The following is a 22221-nucleotide window of genomic DNA, read 5'->3' as shown; positions in this document are numbered from 1 at the left end:
TCCCTAAGGCGTCCGGGCCGAAGCCGGCCAGGACGCCAGGACTTATCGACAGAGAAACTCGACGAGGCCGGCCAGCATGCGGTCGCAGGCTTCGATCTGCGCGAGCTCCACATACTCGTCGGCCTTGTGTGCGACTTCAATGCTTCCGGGCCCGCAGATCAGCACTGGCGTCTCGTTCCAGCTCTGCTGGAACAATCCACCCTCGCTGCCATAGTCCACCCTGGCGCATGGGGTGCCCGGGGGGAGCAGCGAGGCGAGCAGGCCGACAGCAGGCGAATCCTCGCGGGTGTTCAGGCTGGGATAGCTGTTCGTCATCTGGATGTCTGGCAACGGCGCCGCAGGATCCAGTGCCTCATTTTTGACGCGCTTGGCCAGGCGTTCCAGGACGCGCTTCAGGATCTCCTCGGGTTTATCTTCCGAGACGTTGCGAATCTCGAAACTGACTTCGCATTCGCTGGGCACGATGTTCAAGGCGCGGCCGCCGTGGATGACGCCGGCGTGGACCGTGCTGTAGGGCACACCGTAGCCCTCCTCGCGCGGGCCGCTTTGCGCCAGTTCACGCTGCACGTCCCGCAGGGATGCGACGAGGTCGCTGGCCATGTGGATGGCGTTGAAGAACCTCGGCGCCAGGCCTGAATGGCCGGCCTGGCCGCAGCAGACCGCCCGGTAGGCAGCCTTGCCCTTGTGACCGGTGCCGATCCGCATCAAGGTCGGCTCGCCGACAATGCAAAGGTAGGGTGCGGGGAGGCTGTTCTCCAGGCGGCGCAGCAGGTGGCGCACGCCAACGCAGCCGATTTCCTCATCGAAGGACAGCGCCAGCTGCAAGGGGCGCTGGAGCGGCTGCCGGGCGGCTGCCACCATGGCGGTGACGGCGCAGGCCACGAAGCCTTTCATGTCGGCTGTGCCGCGTCCGTAGATGCGGCCATCCCGGTGTGTTGCCTCAAAAGGGGGGGAAGTCCAGGGCTGGCCTTCCACCGGCACCACATCGGTATGGCCGGAGAGCAGGACGCCCGGAACGCCCACCGGACCGACCGTCGCAAACAGATTGGAGCGGCTGGGGTCTTGCGGGTCGGGCGCGAGCATCGATTCGATGCCGGCTTCCGCCAGGATGTCCTGGACCTTGTGGATGAGCGCGATATTTGGCGTCAGGGAAACCGATGCGAAAGAAATGAGCGTTTCCAGGAGAGAGACGCTTGCTGAGGAGGCTTGATTTTCCATCTCTGGCCCTTCTTGAGGGGGCATTGCCAAAACACGGCATGGCCGATGCAGCTGGCGCTTCAGGACGCCGATTTCAGGGGCGCTGCTATATGGGGATCGAAGAAACTTGGAGCGCTCATTCCGGGGATGTATTGGTCGGAGATATAAGCGCGGCAGCGTTCCATGAAGATTCTCGTCAATCTTGACTGCTTCATCGGCTTGTAAGTCGCCAGGCCGAGCAGCATGGGCCGATGGGTACCGGCAAGGCGGACCCGCACCATGCGCTTTCCATCGAGCGACTGATCGGATTTTGGGCGCACATTGAAGAGTGCGTAGCCAATGCCGTTGGCGACCATGGACCGGACCACTTCCGTCGACTGCGAACGCGCCGCGATGTTCGGCGTCACGCCGGCCTTTTCAAACAGGGAGGTGAAATAGTCCCGGCTCATCGGCATATCGAGCAGGACGTAGGGTTCGGGCGCCAGCTCTTCGAAGGAGACGACTTTCTGCTGCGCCAGCGGATGGACCTCGCTCACCAGGACATAGGGCGGCATCGTCGCCAGGCTCTCGAACTGGATGTCGTCGTCAAGGTGCAGGTCGTAGGTGATCGCCACGTCGATCTCAAGCGCATGGAGCTTGTTCATCAAGACTTCCTGATCGCCTTCGACCATCTGCAGCTCGATCTTATTGAAGGCGCGCGAAAAGCCGAAGATGACCTCGGGCGCAATCATTGCCGTGAGCGACTGGAAGCTTCCCACCCGCAAGGTGCCCTGGATGACGTCGCTCGAATCGGAGGCGATTTCATAGAGTCGGGACGACCGTCCGAGCATATCTTCGCAGTGATGCAGGACCAGCTTGCCGATGGTGGTCAGTCCAATGCCCTTGGAAGAATGGCGCACGAACAGCTGCACGCCCAGTTCGGCCTCGATATGGGCGATCGCTGCGGAGATCGAGGGAGAGGAGATATGGATTTGCGTTGACGCAGCGGCGATGCTGCCATGCTTCGCCGTTGCGACGAAATACTCCATCTGGCGCAGGGAAATGCGATTGAGCATGTCGAGGTCAGGAAAAGGGGGAACGGTCCAGTGTACTGGAGAAGGTTTGCCTTTTCGAGTGCCGGCCGCCTGGCCGGCGCTGTCACGCTGTCATTCGATGCGTCGGTCAAGTCACAGGTTTCCGGGAACGCCGAAGCTGGGCGCCGCACGGGGATCGAGCGCCCGCTTGACATAGTCCTTCAGCTGCGGCGCATAAACCTCCCAGGCGGCGTAGAGGGCCTCGACCGGATCGTTTTCTACCCAGTCCAGGCGCAGATCCACGACAGGCCAGTTTTGCGCGTCGTACACCAACAGGCCTGCCGAGTGCACCGGACCTTCTTCGCCGCCGGCGGCCTGGCCGGCGAGCATGGCCTGCATCAGCCGTTCCGCGAGCGCGCCTTCGGTCTGCTCGAAGGCCGACAGCATGGCCTGGGGCACGTCACGCGTCGCCAGCATGTTGCCCGCGCATGCGGCATGGGTGCCGACCACGCTTGCCAGGGTGCCCAGCGCCCTGGCACCCGTGAAAACCACTGGTGGGTTGTGCGCGTCGATGGCCATGAGCTGGCGATACTCGATATGGGGGCGCTTCTGCAGCTCTGCGAGGGCGCGTTCCGGCGTCAGGCCGCTGGCCATCAGGTCCAGGGCGAGGGGCCCCAGATCCGGGTCGGTAATGTTCTGGCTCGCGGCTGCGCCGACCCCTTTGCGGCCGCGGATGCAGCGCGAGGCAACCGCCGGTGACGAGGACGCCACGGCGGCGCCGAACTGGCCGGTGGCGGGGCACCGTGCAATGATGGAAAAGGTCATGGCAGCTCAGTCGGGGATGACAGCGGTGGCGTCGATCTCTACCAGCCACTCGGGGCGGGCCAGAGCCGATACGACGATGCCGGTCGAGACCGGGAAGACACCCTTCAGCCAGCGGCCCACGACGCGATAGACCGCCTCGCGGTAGCGCGGGTCGATGATGTAGATCGTGATCTTGCAGATGTCCTCGAGCTCGCCGCCGGCTTCCTTGAGCAGCATTGCGATGTTGGCCATGGCCTGCTCCGCCTGTCCGGCGACGTCCCCGATGCACACGCTCTCCGAGGTGTCGAGGTTCTGGCCGATCTGCCCTCGCAGAAAAACGGTACGGCCGCGCGCGACAACGGCCTGGCAAAGGTCGTTGTCCAGATTCTGTTCCGGGTAGGTGACTTTGGTGTTGAAGGTGCGGATGCGGGTATGCTTCATGGTCGATTCGGATCGATTCGGCAGGTGGCGGGAGATTGGGGGCGATGCACCCGACTGCATGGTCAGGTGCAGCCGCTGGCGGCGCCATTTGTATTTTCCTGCCGGCCGTTTAGGAATTTCCGAATACCACCGAGCCTCACACGGCCACTAACCTGCTCCAGACGGCGGAACCATCCACAACCCCATCGGGAAATGTGAGGCACCCCTACGAAAAAGCCGACTTGGCCGCCTGGTACGACTTTCACATCATAGGCTCCGTAATTCGAAGTCATTGCGTCAACGTCGTTGCGTCAGCAACGCGTCGCTGCTTGTGATTGCATTTCCCGGTGGCACGTTCAAGCGTATTTCCAGTTCTATCAGATGTTTATCTTTTCGATTGGGGGTTAGTAAATGACGATTCGCAAGCTTTTGGCACTTTGCGCGCTCTCCGCCACGCTTGGCAGTACGGCGGCATGGGCCCAGGAAGCCTTGGTGGTGAGCACCTGGGGCGGCAGTTTCCGCGACCTCATCGATGAAAGCATCGGCAAGGAATTCACGCGGCAAACCGGGGTGCCGGTCAAGTACATCACGGGCGGCACCATCGACCGGCTGAACAAGGCGAAGCTTGCCTCCAAGCCCGAGAGCGACGTTACCTTCACGACTTCCCACGTCGGCTGGCTCTACGCCAACGCCAATCTCTTCGAAAAGCTGGATACGAGCAAGATTCCGAATTACAAGCATCTTGTCGAGCGCGCCAGGATCAGCCCGTATCACATCGGCAGCTGGGCCTATGTCTATACCATCGGTTATCGCGCCGACCTGGTGCCGCCCAGCGTCAAGTTCGAGAGCTGGAACGACCTGTGGAGCCCGGCACTGAAAGGCAAGATCGGCGTGCCTGACTTCGATCCGAGCCATGTGGTCGCGGTTTCGGCCATGCTGTCGGGTGGCGATGCGCAAAGCTGGGAAAAGGGGCAGGACAAGCTCAAGGCGCTCAAGCCAAACTTCAAGGCGTTCTATACCAATGACGCCAATGCGCAGCAGTTGATCGCCACCGGCGAAACGCCCGTGCAGGTCATCCTGTCGATCAACGCCTATCACATGATCAGCCAGGGCGTTCCCGTCAAGTTGGTCACGCCCAAGGAAGGCGCCGTGCTCGGCATCGATACCATGGCCATCACGAAGGGCTCCACCAAGGCCGATCTGGCTTACAAGTTCATGAACATCGCCTTGTCCCCGGAAGTCCAGTCGAAGATCGTGGCCTTGAAGAAGGCCAGCCCCGTCGTCGACGACGCCAAGGTTTCGCCTGAAGACGCCAAGCTGCCCGGCGTGTTCACGACCAAGGAGCAGTGGGACAAGGCCATCCTCGTGGACCACAAGCTGCGCGCCGAGAAGACTGCGGAATGGCGCAAGTGGTTCACTGAAAATGTCATGAACTGAACCCGACAGCAAGAGTATGGAGGGAGGGTCGCCGCGGCCATGCACCGCGCCGATCCTCCCTCGCCGATTGAGCATCTGGAATAAGGTTTAAGAATGCGCCCCGATTCACGAGCCTGGTTGGTCTCCCCGGCAGTACTTGTCGCGCTGTGCATCGCAGTATCGTTGATTGCGGTCCTGCAGTTCAGCTTCCGGGCGTATGTGCCCGGCTCTTTGGATGTCGGCGGATTCACGTTCGCCAACTTCAGCGACCTGACCAAGTCGATTTATCTCGACGCGTTCTCCAACACCTTGTGGCTGAGCGTGGAGACGACCGTGTTTTCGCTGCTTGTTGCATACCCGCTGGCCTATGCCCTGGTGCGCGTCAGGAGCCGGGCGCTCAAGTCCTTCATCCTCGTGGTGTCCATCACGCCCCTGTTTCTGGGGGAAATCGTCCGGACCTACTCCTGGATCGCCGTCCTGGGCAGCAATGGCTTCATCAATGGCACGCTGCGAAAGCTCGGCCTGATCGACTGGCCACTGGAACTCATGTTCACACACCTGGGCGTGCTGGTAGCGCTGGTGCACGTGACGATTCCCGTCGTGGTCCTGATGCTTGCCACGGCAATTTCGCATATCGACCGCGACTACGAAAAATCCGCCCAGAGCCTGGGTGCCGGCCCGGTCATGACCTTCCTCACGGTCACGCTTCCGCTTTCGATGCCGGGTATCCTGGCTGGCATCACAACTGCGTTCGCCTGGACCTTCAGCGCCTTTGCGACGCCTCAGATGATTGGCGGAGGCCGCGTGCCGACGGTTTCGACGCTGGTGTACCAGCTTGGCTTTGCTTCCATGAACTTCCCGCTGGCGGCCAGCCTGAGTGTGATGGGCTTGCTGCTGACGGCCGCAGCGCTCTTTTCCCTGGGGCTGTTCACCAAGCGACTGAAAGCCGTGGGAGGACACTAACATGAGAATCAAAAGCGCTCTGCCTTTGCCGCTGCGTGTCGCGGGCCCGCTGCTCGTCGCCATCCTGCTTGCATTCGTGCTGCTGCCGGTGGTGGTGGTGACGATCGCCGCCTTCAACGAAAAGGCGATCATCACGTTTCCGCCTGAATCCTATTCGCTGACATGGTTTGCACGCGTCTTCAGCTATCCGGATTTTCAGGATGGATTCCGCGCCAGCCTCGTCATCACCGGATGGTCCTCGTTCATTGCGCTGGTGATCGGGACCTGCTTGTCGATTGCCGTCAAACGGCTGGAATTCCCCGGCAAGCAGACGCTGCTGGCCATCCTGCATTCTCCGCTCGTGGTGCCGCACTTCACGCTGGGGCTGGGCCTGCTCATCCTGGTGTCACAGGCCTCCATACACCGCTCATATGGCGTCGTCATCCTGTGTCACGTGATGCTGGTGCTGCCATTCGTACTGAAGAGCGTCTATGTTTCCATGGAAAACTTGGACGCAAGGCTGGAACAGGCGGCAGCAAGCCTCGGTGCGTCGCCGCTGAAGGCGCTTTTCACGATTACGATTCCGCTGCTCGCGCCGGGGCTGTTTGGCGGCTGGCTGTTTGCGGCGATCATGTCGTTCAGTGAATTCACCGCATCGCTTTTCGTCACAACGCAAGACACGCAGACACTGCCCGTATCCATGTACAACTATGTCCGGGAGTTTGCCGATCCGACCCTGGCCGCGCTGTCAGTCGTCTATATTGCCGTGACCGCTAGCGTGCTTGCCTTTGCGAACTATTTCCTGGGCTTGGGGAAAATCCTCAATATCGAGGAAGGGCATTGACCGGCATGCGCTGCTGAAAGCCGTGCTGGCGGTATGGACCCGTCGCGCGGGATCAGATCGTGGCATCCGCCCATCTGACAATCCCGCGGACGGGCATTCGGGTATCAGCCTGCCACGCGCCTGATCACCGGTGGTTTCCAGGTACCGTTGAGGGCTTCAGGCCCCGGCCGGTACATGCGAAGGTTCATCGAAAAGCTGCCCGATGCCGGCGTGGGCAACCAGTTGGATTCCAGGCCGGCGGGACGATCATGCTGGATCACCAGATCCAGCGAGCCGTCGGCGTTGTACTTCAGCGGATCGCGATCACCGATGGCGAAGCGGTTGATGGAATTGGACGCAAAGAACTGGCGCTCGTTATACATCGTCAGAGACCAGAAGGCGCGTGCCGGCGGCAAGTGTTCCTTGTCGAAGTGGATGACGTACTTCGCCGCGCTGTCAAAGGGCTTGCCGTCGGCATCCGTCATCGCCAACGGATAGACCGCGTCCTCGACTGTGTTGGCCCCCAGGCCGGCAAAGGCGATCATCGCCCGCCGGAGGTAGTCGGTCCCGTACGTGCCGATCGGATTGCCAAGCAGTCTCCAGCCGTTGGTCACGGTACCGGAGCGAGGCAGCGCTGCCACGATCAGCTTTCGCCCAGCGGCCGGCGCCGCTCGCAACGCCGCCTGCAACTCCGGCGACAAGCGATTCGGATCAAAATCCTGCCCCGGCACCAGCCCAAGGCGTGCGATGCGGGCAATAATCGGAAAGTCGTTGGCATGCGGCGGATTGGCCTTCAGCAACCGGGCAAACGTCGCAAAGTAAGTGTCCGCGTCCATCTTTGCCACCTGCTCAACGGGGGCCGCCATATCCTGTTGTGAATTGACGGTGCCCTTTGGTGGCACATAGCCGGGCTTACCCCATGCACTGAGCGGCGTGGCCTTGAGGGCGGCCTGGAATTTGTGGACAGATGCGTAGTCGGCAACGCCATTGGTCTGTGTGCGGCCGATCATCCAGCCTATGCCTGTCGGTGAGACGTAGGCCGGGATGCCGGCCGGAAGCTTGCCGTGCCAGTGCGGGCCGACAATAGCGAAGTGCTGCGGTCCATTACCAGTGGTACGCGTGCCGGGCGAGGTGAAGACGTCCGTCCACATGTCGAGCGCCGGCAGCAGATAGTAGCGCTTGCCGGAGTCCGGCACGGAGATGATGAGCGGCTCACGCGTGACGTCGAACCAGAGCGATGAGTACAGCGTGTCCGCATTCGGGCGAACCACCATGTCGAACTTGTCGTCCGGAAACGCGGCCGCATGCACAAACTGATTCATCGGCGCACGAATGCGGCGGGAATCTGGCGCTTCGACGTTGGTGGAAACACGTCGCGTCACCTCCATCAGCACCATTGGATAGGCGTAAAGGTAGGCCTCCGTGGCAATTTCCCGTGCATCGGCCGCGCTTGGCGGCGCCGCGATTGCACCTGCGGTTGCCTGAACCTGAAATGCGGCCGAGCCAAGCAGCGCGCACAGAACGCGCCGCAGCCACGCGGTATGAGTCAATGCCATCATGTCTCCTCCTGAATTTTTTGAACGTTACGATCGCGTCCCTGGCTGTTCCAGGCAGTTCCCTCAGCCTTCGAAGACAGACAAGTCCTTGGGCTTGATGCCGTTGGCCTTGCAGTAATTGAGGTAGCGGTCCATCGACGTCTTCCAGTTCTCGACGGCGATGATGTTGTCCTTGTCGTCCAGGTAAAGCAGCTCACCAGCCACGATGTTGAAGGTGATGATGTCTGGGCCTTCTACGTATGCCGCCTGTGGCGTATGCCGCGTGGAGGCGGTTTCATATACGACGCTGCCGGCATGGGCGATCCAGTCATGCTCCTTGTAGCGCCAGCTCCCCTGAACGGTGTAGACGATCACCGTACCGGTGTGATGATGGCGTGGCATCTCCATGCCGGCAGCCGCCTTCAACAAGGTAATGGTTTCCCCCCGTACCGGATCGATCTTGAAGTACTTGACCATCACGTCGTTGCTGTAGGGCGCGAACGGCATCCAAGGGGTATCGTTGCTGTCTAGGCAACCAGTGTTGATGGATTCGAACAGCATGGGACTGTCTCCGGTGGTGGCCCCCCAGGACGGTGGGGCTCTTGCAGGGGTCCATTCTGGGGAGACGCCTTTTATCTTGACTTGTCATTTTCTGACAACGATCTATCATTTTCAGACACCGCTCTCGCCACTCACTGCGCCACCTTACTGCACCACCTTTCCCTGCCGGTTGATGAAAGCCCCTGCCCTCCCGCTATTGCCGGCCCGCTATCTCATGCTGATGGGCGATTACCTCAGGTCAGTGGGCACCTCACTGGACGAGCTGCTACGTGCCCTGGACATTGATCGTGATCTGCTCGCAGGAGCGGATTCTGGCCTCACCACAAAGCAGATCGATTGCTTGCCCGCAGAAGCCCTGAGGTTGACCGGACATAGTGATTTTGGCTTCGAATGGGGCTGCCGCCTCAAGCTGAACTCGCACGATATCCTGGGGTATGCGATGCTTTCGTGCTCCACCCTGGACCAGCTGATCCGGTTGTGTTCTCGTTATTACCGGCTGGTGACGCCCATGTTCCGCATGAGCTATCAACGCACCGGCAATCGCATGGAGATCATTTTCAGGCCAGCGATGCCAATGGCAAGAGACGCGCTGAACCTGCTTCAGGAGGCAATCGCCGTTTCGACGCACCTGCAATGCAAACCCTTGTTGCAGAACCCCTCGTGCGTCTACGACATCTACATGTCAATGGAAGCGCCACCGCATGCGGCACGCTATCGCGAGCTGGCGCCCGCACGCGTGCATTTTTGCACCTCCGCATTGCCGGAGATCCGCATGGTGGCAGATACGTGGAGCCTCGACGCAGCGCTTCCGATGGCCGATGCGCATGCCGTGCGCATTGCCGAGGAGCGATGCCGGGCACTCCTGCAACGGTACAGTGAGCAAGGAAGCTGGACCGAATGGGTGGCCATGATGCTGAACGAAGCGGAGGACAGCCAGCCTACGCTGGAGGAGCTGGCTGATCTGCTTTCTATCTCGGCACGCACGCTTGACCGCTATCTGAAGAAAGAAGAGAGCAGCTTCCGTAATCTCGCAACTGGAGTGCGAAACAGACGTGCGCGCGAGCTTCTGCTTGATGGAAAGCTCCCGATCTCGCAAATCGCCTACCGACTCGGTTTCACCGACGTTGCCAACTTCAGCAGGGCCTTTCGTCGCGCCAATGGCGTCAGCCCCTCTGATTTTCGCGACAGCTCGCCCAAGGATCTGCCTCGATAATCCGATGTCTGCGGGGCATTGCGGGGGAACTGCAAGCTGAAATGCCGTTCGTACACCGCCAAGCTGAAGCCCTCGTCAATGCTGCATCAGCCGCGCCGTCTCCGCTCGCGCCCGTGCGTATTCCCCAGCCAGCACATCAACCAGCTCATCCACGGGAAGCACCCCCTCCACCCCCGAAACGCTGTGCCCGGCGCTCCAGATGTCGACCCAGCGCCTGGGGCCGTGCGCCTCCCGGCCATGCTCGCTGAACAGTTCGCGGGCGCGCTCGGGAGACACCTTGCCCTGCAGGGCCTGCGGGTCCAGCCCCGCCGCCACGACGGAGGGCCGCAGCATGTTGGTATCCAGTCCCGTGAAGGCCTGGGTCAGCAACACGTCGTCGAGCCGGCTGTCCACCAGCATGGTCTTGTAGCGGTCGGCGCCCAGGCTTTCTGGGGTGGCGATGAAGCGCGTGCCCATCATGCCCAGATCGCAGCCCAGCGTGCGGGCCGCCCACAGCGCGGCACCGTCGGACATGCCGCCCGACAGCACGATGGGGCCGTCGAACATCCGGCGTACGGCACGCACAAAGGCAAAGGGGTTGGCCCAGCCGGTCTGCCCGCCGGCGCCGGCCGTGAGCAGGATCAGACCATCGGCACCCGCCGCCAGCGCCTTTTCGGCATGGCGGATCGATGCCACGTCGGCGAACACCAGGCAGCCGATATCGTGCAGCGGCTGGATAACGGCTTCGGGCGAGCCTACGCTGGCGATGACCATTTCCACCCGGTGGCGGACAAGGACCCGCAGGTCCTCATCCAGCGTGGCCTGGCGCCGCATGATGATGTTGGGGCAGACCGGCGCGACCGGGCCGGGCGCCTCGGCGCACCGGGCCTTGATCTGGGCAAGCCAGGCGTCCAACTGCTCGGCGCCGCGGGCGTTGACCGTGGGAAACGCGCCGATGACGCCGCTGCGGCATGCGGCGGCCACCAGGTCCGGGCCAGACACGCGCAGCATTGGCGCGGCAATCAGCGGCAGGCGCAGGCGCGATGCCAGCGATGAAGGCAAGCTCATGCAATCCTCTCCATCAGATGCTTGGGCATCCGCACATCATGCGGTGCCCCAAGCCATGTCAATCTGTCAGTCCCATTAGTTTGTATAGCCGGTCTTTTCGATCAGGCGGGCAAAGCGCTTGCGCTCCTCCTGCGCATAGAGCCTGGTCTTCTCGGGGTCCAGATCGATCGTCTCGGAGCCGGCGCTGGCTTGCTCCACGTAGGCCAGATACTCCTTGGACTTGAGCGCGGCCGAGAATCCCTTGTACAGGCGCTGCACCATCTCGGGTGGCGTGCCGGCCTTGACCCCGTAGCCGATCCAGACGTAAGCCGTCGAATCGGCATAGCCGAGCTCGCTGAAGGTTGGCACATCCTGGAAGGCTGGCGGTCTGCGCTCGTGCGTCAAGGCCAGCAGGTGGATCTTGCCGGCGCGATAGAATTCGCGCGCGGCGCCGGCGTCGATGATCATTGCGTCGACATTGCCGCCGACCACGTCGTTGAGCGCGGGCGCCGGGGCCTTGTATTGCACGTTGTTGAGCTGGATGCCGAGATCGCGCTGGATCATCAGCGCCAGCAGCTTGTAGTAATGCCCGCTGTAGGTGGCCAGCGATGCCTTGCCCGGGTTGGCTTTGGCGTAGGCGACGAACTCGGCCAGCGACTTGTGCCTGCCCGCCTTCACGACCATGGCGGCACCGCCGCGCGCGGAGGTGATGACGGGCTGCAGCTGGGTTTCGGGATTGAAGCGCAGGCTCTTGTTGACCAGCGGAACAATCACCATGTTGCTGGGCGAGAGCATCAGTACGCGCGTTCCGTCGGCCGGTCCGTTCAGCACGTATTGCGTGGCGATCATGGTGTCGGCGCCTGGCTTGTTCTCGACGATCACCGTGCGCTGCAGTTCGCGGGACAGCACATCGGCAAGGATACGCGTGCTGGTGTCGGCGCCTGTGCCGCCGCCCAGGGGCAAGATGACGTTGATCGGGGTCTTGTCCTGCGCAAGCAGTGGCGAATGCGCTGCCCATGCCGTGGCCGCCGCTGCGGAGCCCAGCAGAAAGCTTCGTCTTTGCATAGTTGTCTCCTCCTTATTCCTGGCTTCCTGGCGCTATTCGCCGGACCAGACCGGCGCGCGCTTGGCCGCGAAGGCCTTGAGCCCTTCCTCCCGGTCCTTTGAGTTGAGCGCGACCTGTGCAATCGGCATCTGGTTTTCCCAGGCTTCCAGTTCCTGCCATTCGAAGGCCTTGGACATGATGCGCTTGGACGCGGCCAGCGCCGTCGGGCCGTTCACCAGCAGCGAGCGGGCGAATGCCATGGCGTTTTCCAGGGTCGCGCCTGGCTCAACCACCCGGTTCAGGATGCCATAGGGCCGCAGGAAATCGGCGTCGTAGATTTTGCCGGTCAGGGCCATCTCGAACGCGATGTTGTAGGGAATCCTCTTGGGCAGGCGGAACAGCCCGCCGCCGACCGCGACCAGGTTGTGCCGGACCTCGGGCAGGCCGAACTTGGCGTTGGCGGCGGCCACCACTATGTCGGAGGTCAGGCACAGCTCGAAGCCGCCGCCCACCGCATAGCCCTCGACGGCGGCAATCAGCGGCTTGCGCAGCGGATGCACGAAGCAGCCGAAGCCCCCGCGGCGCAGTCTGGTGCGCTTGACGCCGCTGGCCGCTTCCTTCAGGTCGGCGCCGGTAGAGAAATTGCCGCCGGCGCCATGGATGACGGCAACGAAGCAGTTCTTGTCCTCGTCAATATCGTCCATGATGTCCTGCAGCGCGATCGCCATCGCGTTGTTGCAGCAATTCTTGACTTCGGGCCGGTTCAGGGTGATGACTGCCACCCCGTCCTTCTTCTCCAGCATTGCAGCTTGCTCGGTGGTCATGGTGCGCTCCTCACAGGTTGAACGAGAACCCGCCGTTGACCGGATAGGTCTGGCCCGTGATCCACGAGCTCGATCCCGATGCCAGGAACAACACCATGTTGGCCACGTCCTCAGGCTGCCCCACGCGGCGGATCACGTAGTTCGAAAGCATCTTCTTTTTCCTGTCGGGATCGGCCTCCAGGCGCGCCGCGATCGCCGGCGTTGCCGTGGCGGAGATGGCGACGCAATTGGCCGTGATGTTGTAGCGCCCCAGCGCTCTGGCCGCGCCGCGCATGAAGCCGGCGGCCCCGGCCTTGGCGCCGGAATAGATTTCCAGGTTGGGCTCTCCCACACGGCCGGCGTCGGAGATGATGGTGATGATCCGGCCGGCGTTCTTTTCGATCATGCCGGGCACTACCGCCGCCGTGCAGTTGATGACGCCGTAGAAATTGACGCGGATGAAGCTGTCCCAGGCTGCCTCGCCGACTTCCCAAAAATGCTTGCGCGCTTCCGGATCGGGGTTGACGCCCGAATTGCCGGCGTTATTGACCAGGATGTCGATGCTGCCGCCGGCCTCGTCCGTGGCCTGCGCGAACACAGCCTTGACCTGCGCCTGGTCGGTCACGTCGCATACGGCGGCCACGGCCTTCGCGCCAAGTGCCCTGATTTCCTCTACCACTACCTGGGCGCGCTCGGCATAGAAGTCGTTGACGATGACGGCCCCGGCGCCGCTCCTGGCGAAGTGCAAGGCCACCTCGCGGCCCACACCCTGGCCGGCACCGGTGACGGCCGCGATCTTTCCGTTGAGGTCGGTCAGGTTCAAAGTCATACGTTGCGCTCCTGGTTGTTCCAATGAGGTTGGCGAAGCTCGCGCTTCAGGATCTTGCCGACGGCATTGCGCGGCAGTTCGGCGACATGCACGAAAAAACGTGGCCGCTTGTACGATGCCAGCTGCGCTTGCCCCAGCGCAGCCAGTTCATCGCCGGCAATGGGCTGGCCGTCCCTGGATTCGTAGTAGGCCACCACCTTCTCGCCGAATTCTTCGTCGGGCAGGCCGATCACCGCGATGTCGAGCAAGCCGGGGTGCTGGTAGAACGCCGCCTCGATTTCCGCTGGATAGATGTTGACCCCGCCCGAGATGATCATGTCCTTGGCGCGGTCGGTGATGTAGAGATAGCCGTCCGCGTCGAGCTTTCCCATGTCGCCCGTGCGGAAGAAGCCGCGCGCATCGAGCGTGTCTTCATCCAGCGGCGGCGCGTTGAGATAGTTCCTGATCACGGCCGGGGTATTGACCCAGATCTCGCCGACGGTGCCGCAAGCGCAGGGCTTGCCGTCCTCGTCGCGGATCTCCACTTCCACGCCGTCATAGGCCAGGCCGCTGGAGCCGGGCTTTCGGAAGTGGTCTTCTGCCTTCATCCCGGCGATCATGCCGGTCTCGGTGGAGCCGTAGCCCTCATGCAGCACCGGCCCGAACTGCTCATGGACCCACTGCTTGATCGCCATGGGTACCGGCGCGGCGCCAATGCCCATGCTCTTGAGGCGCGGCACGTGGCGGCCCGAGGTCTCCTGGTAGCTCTTGAGCCGCTTGTACATGGTAGGCACGCCGGTCCAGTGCGTGACGCCGTGCTTCTCGGCGAGGTCGAACCAATGCGCGGCATCGAAGCGGTTCTGCAGGACCAGCATGGAGCCGTGCGCCATCGCCGCGCGCACCTGCGAAGGGCCTGACCCGTGATGCAGCGGCATGGACACCAGCACCACGTCGGCCTCCTGGTATCGCTTGTACGCCCCGCCCTGGGCTTCGAGGTAGCGGTTCAGGCGCTCATTGCCCGGCTCGGGCCGCAGATGGCGCGCCACGCCCTTGGGCCTGCCCGTGGTACCCGAGGTGTAGATGATCTGCTCGCACAGTTCGTCCATGGTGAGCGGCGCTCCGCCCGGCTGGGTCAGCACGTTCCATTGGCTTGCTGCGCCGGTCGTGGACACCGGAATCATGGCGTCCGGCGGCAGCACGGAGATCTTGTCCATGAACACCTGCGGCTGCTCGTCGTCCAGGATCAGCATCCTGGCGCCGGCATTCTCCAGCACATAGTCGACCTCGTCGGCGACCAGGCGCCAGTTGATGCCCAGCAGCCGGGCCTTGAGCTTGGACAGCGCCAGCATCAAGGCCACCCATTGCGACGTGGTCTGCATGCGCAGCGCCACGATGTCGCCGGCGCCGACGCCGCGCCGGGCGAGCTGGTTGGCGATGTTGTCGGCCAGCGTGTTGAGCTCGCGCCAGGTCAGGGTCTGGTCTGCGGCGACCACGGCGGGCCTGTCGGGCAGGACCTGCGCCCAGTGTTCAGGCAAGTTTGGTGCGGTTGTCATCGGGGTGTCCATCCATCAGCGGAACAGGTGGCGGGCCAGCACGTGGTACTTGTGCACCTCGGTCGGGCCTTCATAGATGCGGGCAGGGCGCTGCGAGCGATACCAGTGCGCAATGGGGTTATCCAGCGACACCCCGGCCGCGCCGAAGATCTGGACACCGCGGTCGAGCACGCGGCCGACCACCTCGGTAGCCTGCATCTTGATCAGGCTGGCCTCGACGCGCGTATCGTGGCCGGCATCGGCCTTCCTGGCGGCGGCGTACATCATCAGGCGGCACTGGTTGATGTCGATCCACGAATCCACGACCATGGCCTGCACCGCCTGCTTCTGCGACAGGGCCGAGCCGAAGGTCACGCGCTGCTTGGCGTAGTCTGTCATCATTTCCAGCGTACGCATGGCGATGCCCAGGGCGCGCGCGCCCACGCCGAAGCGGGCCTGCGACAAGATGATCTGGGCGTTGCGAAAGCCTTCGCCGCTGGCGCCGATCATTGCGTCCTCGGGCACTTCGCAGTTGTCGAAGATCAGCTCGTTGGTGATCATGCCGTCCAGCGTCTGGATGTCGCGCGACACGTTCAGGCCAGGGTTGGACTTGTCCACCGCGAACATGGAGATGCCGCCGTGCTGGCGCTTCTCCTGATCGGTCACGGCCACGACGAAGATCACCTCGGCGGGGCCGACGCTGGAGATGAAGACCTTGGTGCCGTTGATCACCCACTTGTCGCCCCGTTTAACGGCTTTGGTCTGGATCGCATTGCCGGGGTCGGCCCCGCCCGAAGGCTCGGTCTGTGCGAACGCGTACCGCAGCCGGTCGTCCAGGCAAGGATCGAGGTAGCGCTCCTTCTGCACGCCCGTGGCGTTGAAGAGGAACGGCGGCACCTGCCCGCCGAAGCGCAGGGGCACCAGGCATTGGTAGTTCACCTCGATGACCGCCAGTTGCTGCGTTACCCTCAGTCTGGCGCCGCCCAGCGCCTCGGGCAGCGTCAGGCCCCACAGGCCCACTTCCTTGGCGGCCCTTGTACCGGGCAGCAGATCCTGCGGGGTAATTTCGCCGCCCTGCAGCTTCCTGGCCTCCAGTGGCATCTGGTGCTTGTGCACTAGCTTGCGGGTAAGGTCCACAATGGCACGCGTGTCCTCGTCGAATTCGACCATGTAGTCGATCATGTGCATGTCTCCTGTTTTTAATTCGCGGTTCAGATGCCCAGCACGTGCGCGTAGCAGACGGCGCCCACGCCTACCATGTGCGCCAGCCCCGTGCGCGCCCGGGGCTGCTGTCGCTGCCCGGCCTCGCCGCGCAACTGGAGTGTGATTTCAGCGATCTGGCCCACGCCGGTGGGACCGATCGGATGCCCCATGGCAATGAGCCCGCCCGATGGGCTCACTGCGACCCTGCCGCCGATGTGGAACTCGCCCGCCTTCAAGGCCGGTATGGCCTGGCCCGGCTTGCACAGGCCCATGGCCTCGAGGTAAAGCACTTCCTCGATCGCGAAGGCGTCGTGCAGCTCGACCACATCAACTGCCATGGACGCTACGCCGGCCTCCTTCAGCGCCTGCTGGCAGGTGGCCTGCGTGAGCAGTTCGTCGAACGCTGTAGCGTCCTTGTAAACAGCCTGGCTCTGGGCGGCCGACGACAGCACCCGCACCGCGCGGCCGGGATCGATGCCGTGCGCCTTGATCGCGTCTTCGGACATCAGCACCACGGCAGCCGCGCCCTCGCCGACCGGCGTGCATTGCAGCACCGTGAGCTCGCCAGACACCTTGCGCCCTCCCAGCACCTCCTCGAGCGTGCGCGGCTTCTGGCGCTGGGCGTTAGGGTTGAGCGCGCCGTTGTTGTGGTTCTTCACCGCCGCCAGTGCGATGTCGCGCATGTCGGCTCCGGAGCGGTGCACGTACTTGTCTGCCAGCAGCGCAAAGTGTGTGAACGGCGCGATGTACTCGCTGGCCAGTTGCTCGATGCCGGCCTGCGTCTCGCCGCGTACCACTGGCGCGCGCTTGTCCACGCCCAGCACCAGTACGGTATCGGCAAGGCCGCTGGCCACTTCGATGCAGGCATTGCGGAACGCCGTCGAACCGGAGGCCGAGGCGTTTTCGACATGGGCGATAGGCAGGCCCGTCGCCCCAAGGTGGCGCAGGATGGGCCGCCCGCAGGCCATGCCCAGCAGCGCCCGGGCAACGTGGGCGGTGTCCACGCCGGCAATGGACACGCCCGCGTCGGCCAGCGCCTGGCGCGCGGCGGTCAGGCCCAGCGTCACGTACGACGTATCCGACGGATCCTGGTAGCGATGCCAGCCGATGCCTACGACGTAGACCGGCCGCAGGTCCTTCAGTGTTCGCTTCATGCCGTCACCCCGAATCGGAATTCCAGAACCGCGGGGTCCTGCCCGCGCTGACGCAGCACGCCATGGACGCGCCGGCCGTGCCAGTCGCCCGCCTCGTGCCCCACGTCCAGCAGGGCGCGCACCACCGGGCCGGCGTCGAGCCTGACCTCGGCCACCGTGAACGGCACCGCAGGCTCCGGCTGGGCATGGATGTGGACCTGGCTGCTGCCGAGCACCACCCCTTGCGCGGCCAGTTCGATATCGGCCAGTTCAGCGCTGCCGCAGCACTCGCAGCCATAGTGCTGCGGTGGGAACGCCACTTCATTGCACGCTGTGCAGCGGACTCCTTTGAGAAAAGGGGTCTGATGGGCGTCCCAACCACAGAGGCTGGGCTTTTCTATCTGGGAAGTTGTCTCGTCTGTCTTCATGTTTTTTTCCTCAACTTACTTACCATATGGTCGGTAAGTTTGTATGATTTAGCAAATAGGGTTTTCCGCAGGTCCTGCATTTCCCTTCCATCCATCTCAGCAAGGAGCAGCAGCTTGGGCCCACTCGCAGGCGTCAAAGTGGTCGAAATCAGCGGTATCGGACCCGGTCCGTTCTGCGGCATGCTGCTGGCCGACCTGGGGGCGAGCGTCATCGCCGTCGAGCCGCCGGAGCGCCTGGCCGCGCCGGAACGGCCCCACGCCATCACCAGCCGCGGCAAGCAATCGGTGGTGCTGAACCTCAAGGACCCTGCCGCCGTAGAGGCCGTGCTGCGCCTGTGCGAGGGCGCCGACCTGCTGATCGAAGGCATGCGCCCGGGTGTGATGGAGCGCCTGGGCCTGGGGCCGGAGTTGTGCCTGCAGCGGCGGCCTGCTCTGGTGTACGGCCGCATGACAGGCTGGGGCCAGCATGGGCCGTGGGCGCCGCGCGCCGGCCATGACAGCAACTACACCGCCCTCAGCGGCGCCCTGTGGTTTGCCGGGCCGGCCGGTGAACCGCCGATGGCGCCGTCCACCGTACTCGGCGACGTGGCCGGCGGCGCGCTGTATCTGGCGGTAGGGCTGCTGGCCGCGCTGCAGCATGCGCGCAGCACGGGGCAAGGGCAGGTCGTCGATGCCGCCATCGTCGATGGCGCGGCCCACATGCTGAACCTGATGCTGGGCGCCATCCAGCGGCGCGGCGGCGGCTTTGAGCGCAGCACGCAGGCTTTTGACAGTTCGCATTGGGCGGCGCAAAGCTACCAGTGCCAGGATGGCGGCTGGATCAACTTTGCGCCGCTCGAACCCAAGTTCTATGCCGAGTTGCTCGCGCGCCTGGGGCTGGACGGCGACGCGCGCTTTGTCCGCGGCCAGAACGACCCCGGCCTGTGGCCCGAGCTCAGGCAAGCCATGGCCGCACTCATGCACTCGCGTACACGCGCCGAATGGGAGGCTTGCCTGGGTGGCAGTGACGCCTGCTGGGCGCCCGTGCTGGCGCCGCACGAGGCCGCCTGCCACCCACACATGGCAGCGCGGCAGAGCTATGTCGAGCGTGGTGGCGTGCTGCAGGCCGCCCCCGCGCCGCGGTTCTCGGCCACGCCGCCGGAGATACGGGACATCGCGCCCGTCGGCACCCACACGCGCGAAATCCTGAGCACTCTGGCTCTTACGCCCGATAATCTGGAGAATCTGCTCCGTTCACAAAACGCCTGAATTTGCTTAACCATGACTGCCATGACACCCCATACCGCCCGAACCCGTCGCACCCAGGAGGAGCGGCGCGCCACCTCGGAGCTGGCCTTGATCAATGCCGCCATGACGGTCATGCGCGCCAAGGGTGTAGGCGGCATGACGATTGCCGAGGTGGCCGAGACCGCGGGCGTCAGCAAGGGTCTCGTCGTTCACCTGTACGGCAACAAGCAGGCCCTGCAACTGGCCGTGCTGACCGAGTTGCGCACCGATTTCGCCAAGCGTTTCCAGCAGGCGGAAGGGCACACGGTCGGCCTCGAGCGCCTGCGCAGCTTCATACGCGCGCACTTCGGCAGCCTCAGCAAGCCGGACTCCAACACCCAGGTGTTCTCGGCGCTGTTGTCGGAAGCCATCTTTCAGGATCAGGAGTTCGCCGCAGACGTCGCGAGCATGAACGATGCCACGATCGCCTTCGTGCGCGAGTGCCTGGAGGCAGAACAGTCCCGGGGCACCCGCTTCATCGAGTCCGACCTGGACAGCCTGGCCACTTTCATCGTCGCCAGCATGCGTGGCATCGCGCAGGTCTTTTCCATCAACGCTACCGCGAAGACCAAGACTCTGGATACGCAAAAGGTGATGCACCTGTGCGAGACGATGGTTGATCGCATGGTGGTTTCCGCTTGATGTTCACCTGGCGGTTTCAGCGGCCCATCAGCGCAAATCCAACCGTGCGCTACCTGGGACACATTGGAACAGCTTAACCATTCGCATCAACCGTTGCCGCCGGGGTGGCAACGAATTGTGACTTCTGCAGCAGAGGCAGGAAGTCGTGATCGAGGGTTTCCGCGAGGTCGGTCCGGAGCTCGCAAATGGTCATGGCGTAGCTCTTCAAAATGGTGTCAACTGTCCTCCAGTCTCCGTTCGGAACGATCCTTTCCTTCGTGTAATCGAAAGTCTGGATCACCGTTCCTTGCGAAAGGACCTTGAACTGAACCGACACCCTGAAACGGAAGTCAGTCGGGTCTCCGAGCTTCGCAATGCCGAGGATCGGCGCACGAGCCATCAAGGGCGTCAGGAAATGAACCTCGGCCTTCTTGATCTCCACCTCCACGGTCCGGTCGCCTGTTCCGTTGGTGTCCATTCGGAGCACGAAATACCGTTCAATATCGCTTCGAACAACCTCCCCGGTACGCACTTCGGGATTGATGGGGACCACCAATGTGCCCCAGGTCTTGCCTTCGCGTTCGGCGTCGGGTGCGATGTTCGGACGGTCACCTTGGATCTGTGCTTTGGCGGCACCGGGGGCACCACGCTATTCATGACCGAGTCGACCACCGGGACGATCCTGTGCGCCGACATGTCGGTGGGCGGTGCACCGGTGCACGAAGGACGGCTGGCATGAACGGAGTGTCGGGCGTTCTCGCCATGCCGGACGCATGCGATTGCCATATGCATGTCTAAGATCCGCTCGGGTGGTAAACGCCCCCCGGCGCGAAGTACGTCGTTCGAGCCAGCCCGGCCCTGCACCAGTTGATGGAACCCTACGTACTGACACCGCCAATGGCTCACCGCATGCCGAATTCCTACTGCGCCGCGCAAACCATATCACCAAGTACCGCTACTGCTCGCACTAAAGCGCTTGCACAAACCCCGGGCGATGCGACGGAATTCAAGAAGGCAATGTCGTTCAAGCGCTTTCCCTGGCTTTCCTGCTCCAGTCTCCCCCTAGCGCCAGCAATAGCGCAATACGCTGGTTGAGATGATCGCCCCGCACGTTGATCAGATCCATCTCGGCAGCCAGCAGTGTCTGCCGAGCCTTCAGGACGCCGCGCGGGTCGGATGCACCAATACTCACGCGTGCCTCCTCGCGCAGTACCAATACCTGGCTCTCGTTCACCCGATCCTGCAGTTGCCTGGTGCGATCTGCAAGATTCGATTCAGCACGCAACCCCGCATCGACTTCGCCCAGTGCCTGCAGGGCACTATTGCCATAGGCAATCATGGCGGCCTTCTGCTCGGCGCTGTAGTAGTCCGCCCTGGCCTTGAGCTCTCCTCCCGTGAACAGCGGCGCGAAGATCGCGCCATTCAGTCCCTTGATCGGAGTTCCGGACTGGTTGAGCAGCAGCACATCGCTACGGATTCCGGTAATGGCCGCGCTGATTGAAATGCCTGGCAGCCGTGCGGCCTCGGCGGACTGCCTCAGGTCGAAGGCCACGGCGACGCGGTGTGCCGCGGCCGTCAAGTCCGGGCGGCGATCGAGCAGGCTTGCAGGCAGGCCTGCCTGCGGGGCTGCGGGCATCGCCGGCAGTTCCAGCTTCGCCACACTATCGCCGATCTCCCCGGCAGGGTAGCGGCCCAGCAGCAGCTCCAGGGCTTGCGCGGCCTGGCTCCTGGCCAGTTCAGCCTTCCGGAGCGCATCCACCTGCGTGCGCAGCGCATTTTTCGCTTCCACCGGTTCAGTTTCCGGCGCCGCACCGATGGCAACCCGCCGCTCGGTGATCTGCACCAGTTGCTCCTGTATGGCAACGGCTTGCCGCTGCCGGTCCTCCAGCTTTGCGGACCGGATCAGTGTGAACCATGCTTTGGCAGTGGCTGCTGCGACGACGCGCTGCGCCCAGAGATAATCGTCCACGGTAGCGGCATACTGGGATTTTGCCGCGCGCGATTGTGCGCGGATGCGGCCCCAGAGATCGAGCTCCCAGCTCGCACCAATCGAGAGGAACTGGGTTTCCGAATGGCCGGCCCTGCCCTTCACGCCCGCGCTCGGTAACAGGCCGCTGCTTTGGATGATAGCGAGCGCCTGCGCCTGCTCGACGCGCACCGCTGCGAGCCTGAGATCGCCGTTGTGCGCGATCGCCTCCCGCGCCAGTCGCTGCAGCTCGGCATCGTCGAAGCTTGCAAGCCAGTCATCCGCTGGCTCGCCTGCTTCGGCCGTGTTTGCCCAGGTGCGCTGCCCTTCAAGCGCCGGGACGCCCTGGTCTCGAAGGCTGGCGCTATCCGGCGGCGCCTGCAAGGCGCAGCCGAAGAGCATGGCGAGCGGCAGCGCCAGCAGTACCGGAATGGTCTTGTTGAGAGATGACGACACAGGCTTGCCT

Annotated in this window: 23 protein-coding genes; 7 read left to right on the top strand and 16 right to left on the bottom strand. The window is 63.3% G+C overall.

Annotated elements, in window-relative coordinates; all coding sequences use genetic code 11:
- Window positions 1-42 precede the first annotated feature (42 nt).
- The 4 genes from argE to CF68_RS18395 form a co-directional block, all read right to left on the bottom strand.
- Window positions 43-1218 carry an acetylornithine deacetylase gene (argE, locus tag CF68_RS18410; RefSeq protein WP_035821389.1) on the bottom strand — a complete coding sequence of 392 codons (1176 nt, stop codon included), beginning with the start codon at window positions 1216-1218 and terminating at the stop codon, window positions 43-45.
- Between the two features lie 59 nt (window positions 1219-1277).
- Window positions 1278-2252, bottom strand: a complete 975-nt coding sequence (locus CF68_RS18405; RefSeq protein ID WP_035821387.1) for a LysR family transcriptional regulator — start codon at window positions 2250-2252, stop codon at window positions 1278-1280.
- Window positions 2253-2363: 111 nt separating this feature from the next.
- A complete protein-coding gene (locus tag CF68_RS18400) occupies window positions 2364-3035 on the bottom strand; it encodes a DUF1028 domain-containing protein (protein ID WP_035821384.1) in 672 nt (223 codons plus the stop codon).
- Window positions 3036-3041: 6 nt separating this feature from the next.
- Entirely contained in the window at window positions 3042-3455 is a 414-nt protein-coding gene (locus tag CF68_RS18395) for a RidA family protein (RefSeq protein ID WP_010812548.1), read from the bottom strand.
- A gap of 390 nt (window positions 3456-3845) precedes the next feature.
- On the opposite strand from CF68_RS18395, the gene CF68_RS18390 reads away from it, so the two are divergent.
- The 3 genes from CF68_RS18390 (at window position 3846) to CF68_RS18380 (ending at window position 6636) form a co-directional block, all read left to right on the top strand.
- A complete protein-coding gene (locus CF68_RS18390) occupies window positions 3846-4871 on the top strand; it encodes a PotD/PotF family extracellular solute-binding protein (protein WP_035821383.1) in 1026 nt (341 codons plus the stop codon).
- 93 nt (window positions 4872-4964) lie between these two features.
- On the top strand, window positions 4965-5813 hold the full coding sequence (locus CF68_RS18385; protein ID WP_035821381.1) for an ABC transporter permease: 849 nt from the start codon (window positions 4965-4967) through the stop codon (window positions 5811-5813).
- Between the two features lies 1 nt (window position 5814).
- Window positions 5815-6636, top strand: coding sequence for an ABC transporter permease (locus CF68_RS18380; protein WP_035821378.1), 822 nt, complete (start codon window positions 5815-5817; stop codon window positions 6634-6636).
- Window positions 6637-6740: 104 nt separating this feature from the next.
- Here the strand turns inward: CF68_RS18380 and CF68_RS18375 are convergent, their stop codons facing one another.
- Both CF68_RS18375 and CF68_RS18370 read right to left on the bottom strand, forming a co-directional pair.
- A complete protein-coding gene (locus CF68_RS18375; RefSeq protein WP_035821375.1) occupies window positions 6741-8174 on the bottom strand; it encodes a DUF1254 domain-containing protein in 1434 nt (477 codons plus the stop codon).
- Window positions 8175-8234: 60 nt separating this feature from the next.
- Entirely contained in the window at window positions 8235-8711 is a 477-nt protein-coding gene (locus tag CF68_RS18370) for a 2,4'-dihydroxyacetophenone dioxygenase family protein (protein WP_035821368.1), read from the bottom strand.
- On the opposite strand from CF68_RS18370, the gene CF68_RS18365 reads away from it, so the two are divergent.
- Window positions 8695-9924: an AraC family transcriptional regulator gene (locus CF68_RS18365; RefSeq protein ID WP_235205810.1), complete on the top strand. Its 1230-nt coding sequence runs from the start codon at window positions 8695-8697 to the stop codon at window positions 9922-9924. The two genes, CF68_RS18370 and CF68_RS18365, sit on opposite strands and share 17 nt — an antisense overlap.
- Before the next feature lie 75 nt (window positions 9925-9999).
- Here the strand turns inward: CF68_RS18365 and CF68_RS18360 are convergent, their stop codons facing one another.
- The 8 genes from CF68_RS18360 to CF68_RS18325 form a co-directional block, all read right to left on the bottom strand.
- Window positions 10000-10971 carry a nitronate monooxygenase family protein gene (locus CF68_RS18360; protein WP_035821364.1) on the bottom strand — a complete coding sequence of 324 codons (972 nt, stop codon included), beginning with the start codon at window positions 10969-10971 and terminating at the stop codon, window positions 10000-10002.
- A gap of 75 nt (window positions 10972-11046) precedes the next feature.
- The gene (locus tag CF68_RS18355) at window positions 11047-12015 is read right to left on the bottom strand and encodes a tripartite tricarboxylate transporter substrate binding protein (RefSeq protein WP_035821362.1); all 969 of its coding nucleotides are present in this window, start codon (window positions 12013-12015) and stop codon (window positions 11047-11049) included.
- A 33-nt stretch (window positions 12016-12048) separates the two neighbouring features.
- Window positions 12049-12819: a crotonase/enoyl-CoA hydratase family protein gene (locus tag CF68_RS18350; RefSeq protein WP_051591579.1), complete on the bottom strand. Its 771-nt coding sequence runs from the start codon at window positions 12817-12819 to the stop codon at window positions 12049-12051.
- A 10-nt stretch (window positions 12820-12829) separates the two neighbouring features.
- Window positions 12830-13627 carry an SDR family NAD(P)-dependent oxidoreductase gene (locus tag CF68_RS18345; protein ID WP_035821359.1) on the bottom strand — a complete coding sequence of 266 codons (798 nt, stop codon included), beginning with the start codon at window positions 13625-13627 and terminating at the stop codon, window positions 12830-12832.
- Entirely contained in the window at window positions 13624-15159 is a 1536-nt protein-coding gene (locus tag CF68_RS18340) for a class I adenylate-forming enzyme family protein (protein ID WP_035821357.1), read from the bottom strand. Before CF68_RS18340 ends, CF68_RS18345 begins: the two co-directional genes overlap by 4 nt.
- A gap of 15 nt (window positions 15160-15174) precedes the next feature.
- Entirely contained in the window at window positions 15175-16320 is a 1146-nt protein-coding gene (locus CF68_RS18335) for an acyl-CoA dehydrogenase family protein (RefSeq protein WP_051591578.1), read from the bottom strand.
- 29 nt (window positions 16321-16349) lie between these two features.
- A complete protein-coding gene (locus CF68_RS18330) occupies window positions 16350-17495 on the bottom strand; it encodes a thiolase family protein (RefSeq protein WP_035821354.1) in 1146 nt (381 codons plus the stop codon).
- Complete coding sequence (locus CF68_RS18325) at window positions 17492-17902, bottom strand: Zn-ribbon domain-containing OB-fold protein (RefSeq protein WP_200872566.1); 411 nt, start codon at window positions 17900-17902, stop codon at window positions 17492-17494. The genes CF68_RS18330 and CF68_RS18325 overlap by 4 nt, the downstream gene beginning before the upstream one ends.
- A gap of 114 nt (window positions 17903-18016) precedes the next feature.
- Between CF68_RS18325 and CF68_RS18320 the strand changes: the two genes are divergently transcribed.
- Both CF68_RS18320 and CF68_RS18315 read left to right on the top strand, forming a co-directional pair.
- The gene (locus CF68_RS18320) at window positions 18017-19150 is read left to right on the top strand and encodes a CaiB/BaiF CoA-transferase family protein (RefSeq protein ID WP_035821348.1); all 1134 of its coding nucleotides are present in this window, start codon (window positions 18017-18019) and stop codon (window positions 19148-19150) included.
- A 12-nt stretch (window positions 19151-19162) separates the two neighbouring features.
- Entirely contained in the window at window positions 19163-19810 is a 648-nt protein-coding gene (locus tag CF68_RS18315) for a TetR/AcrR family transcriptional regulator (RefSeq protein WP_084187299.1), read from the top strand.
- 73 nt (window positions 19811-19883) lie between these two features.
- On the opposite strand, the gene CF68_RS18310 is transcribed toward CF68_RS18315, so the two are convergent.
- Window positions 19884-20267, bottom strand: a complete 384-nt coding sequence (locus CF68_RS18310) for a hypothetical protein (RefSeq protein WP_035821343.1) — start codon at window positions 20265-20267, stop codon at window positions 19884-19886.
- A gap of 135 nt (window positions 20268-20402) precedes the next feature.
- On the opposite strand from CF68_RS18310, the gene CF68_RS37115 reads away from it, so the two are divergent.
- Complete coding sequence (locus CF68_RS37115) at window positions 20403-20528, top strand: hypothetical protein (protein ID WP_369798890.1); 126 nt, start codon at window positions 20403-20405, stop codon at window positions 20526-20528.
- 285 nt (window positions 20529-20813) lie between these two features.
- Here the strand turns inward: CF68_RS37115 and CF68_RS18305 are convergent, their stop codons facing one another.
- Window positions 20814-22211 carry an efflux transporter outer membrane subunit gene (locus tag CF68_RS18305; protein WP_035821341.1) on the bottom strand — a complete coding sequence of 466 codons (1398 nt, stop codon included), beginning with the start codon at window positions 22209-22211 and terminating at the stop codon, window positions 20814-20816.
- Window positions 22212-22221 lie beyond the last annotated feature (10 nt).

The organism is Cupriavidus sp. SK-4, assembly GCF_000611125.1.
Lineage (GTDB): Bacteria > Pseudomonadota > Gammaproteobacteria > Burkholderiales > Burkholderiaceae > Cupriavidus > Cupriavidus necator.
This window is presented reverse-complemented; position numbering and strand designations above follow the sequence as displayed.

What these genes read in the sequence shown, in the direction of transcription:
- CF68_RS18375 (WP_035821375.1), bottom strand. Translation starts at nt 8,174, where the DNA reads ATGATGGCATTGACTCATACCGCGTGGCTGCGGCGCGTTCTGTGCGCG.
- CF68_RS18390 (WP_035821383.1), top strand. Translation starts at nt 3,846, where the DNA reads ATGACGATTCGCAAGCTTTTGGCACTTTGCGCGCTCTCCGCCACGCTT.
- CF68_RS18340 (WP_035821357.1), bottom strand. Translation starts at nt 15,159, where the DNA reads ATGACAACCGCACCAAACTTGCCTGAACACTGGGCGCAGGTCCTGCCC.
- CF68_RS18330 (WP_035821354.1), bottom strand. Translation starts at nt 17,495, where the DNA reads ATGAAGCGAACACTGAAGGACCTGCGGCCGGTCTACGTCGTAGGCATC.
- CF68_RS18325 (WP_200872566.1), bottom strand. Translation starts at nt 17,902, where the DNA reads ATGAAGACAGACGAGACAACTTCCCAGATAGAAAAGCCCAGCCTCTGT.
- argE (WP_035821389.1), bottom strand. Translation starts at nt 1,218, where the DNA reads ATGGAAAATCAAGCCTCCTCAGCAAGCGTCTCTCTCCTGGAAACGCTC.
- CF68_RS18310 (WP_035821343.1), bottom strand. Translation starts at nt 20,267, where the DNA reads ATGGACACCAACGGAACAGGCGACCGGACCGTGGAGGTGGAGATCAAG.
- CF68_RS18405 (WP_035821387.1), bottom strand. Translation starts at nt 2,252, where the DNA reads ATGCTCAATCGCATTTCCCTGCGCCAGATGGAGTATTTCGTCGCAACG.
- CF68_RS18335 (WP_051591578.1), bottom strand. Translation starts at nt 16,320, where the DNA reads ATGATCGACTACATGGTCGAATTCGACGAGGACACGCGTGCCATTGTG.
- CF68_RS18370 (WP_035821368.1), bottom strand. Translation starts at nt 8,711, where the DNA reads ATGCTGTTCGAATCCATCAACACTGGTTGCCTAGACAGCAACGATACC.
- CF68_RS18345 (WP_035821359.1), bottom strand. Translation starts at nt 13,627, where the DNA reads ATGACTTTGAACCTGACCGACCTCAACGGAAAGATCGCGGCCGTCACC.
- CF68_RS18400 (WP_035821384.1), bottom strand. Translation starts at nt 3,035, where the DNA reads ATGACCTTTTCCATCATTGCACGGTGCCCCGCCACCGGCCAGTTCGGC.
- CF68_RS18360 (WP_035821364.1), bottom strand. Translation starts at nt 10,971, where the DNA reads ATGAGCTTGCCTTCATCGCTGGCATCGCGCCTGCGCCTGCCGCTGATT.
- CF68_RS18315 (WP_084187299.1), top strand. Translation starts at nt 19,163, where the DNA reads ATGACTGCCATGACACCCCATACCGCCCGAACCCGTCGCACCCAGGAG.
- CF68_RS18380 (WP_035821378.1), top strand. Translation starts at nt 5,815, where the DNA reads ATGAGAATCAAAAGCGCTCTGCCTTTGCCGCTGCGTGTCGCGGGCCCG.
- CF68_RS18355 (WP_035821362.1), bottom strand. Translation starts at nt 12,015, where the DNA reads ATGCAAAGACGAAGCTTTCTGCTGGGCTCCGCAGCGGCGGCCACGGCA.
- CF68_RS18350 (WP_051591579.1), bottom strand. Translation starts at nt 12,819, where the DNA reads ATGACCACCGAGCAAGCTGCAATGCTGGAGAAGAAGGACGGGGTGGCA.
- CF68_RS18395 (WP_010812548.1), bottom strand. Translation starts at nt 3,455, where the DNA reads ATGAAGCATACCCGCATCCGCACCTTCAACACCAAAGTCACCTACCCG.
- CF68_RS18385 (WP_035821381.1), top strand. Translation starts at nt 4,965, where the DNA reads ATGCGCCCCGATTCACGAGCCTGGTTGGTCTCCCCGGCAGTACTTGTC.
- CF68_RS18365 (WP_235205810.1), top strand. Translation starts at nt 8,695, where the DNA reads ATGGATTCGAACAGCATGGGACTGTCTCCGGTGGTGGCCCCCCAGGAC.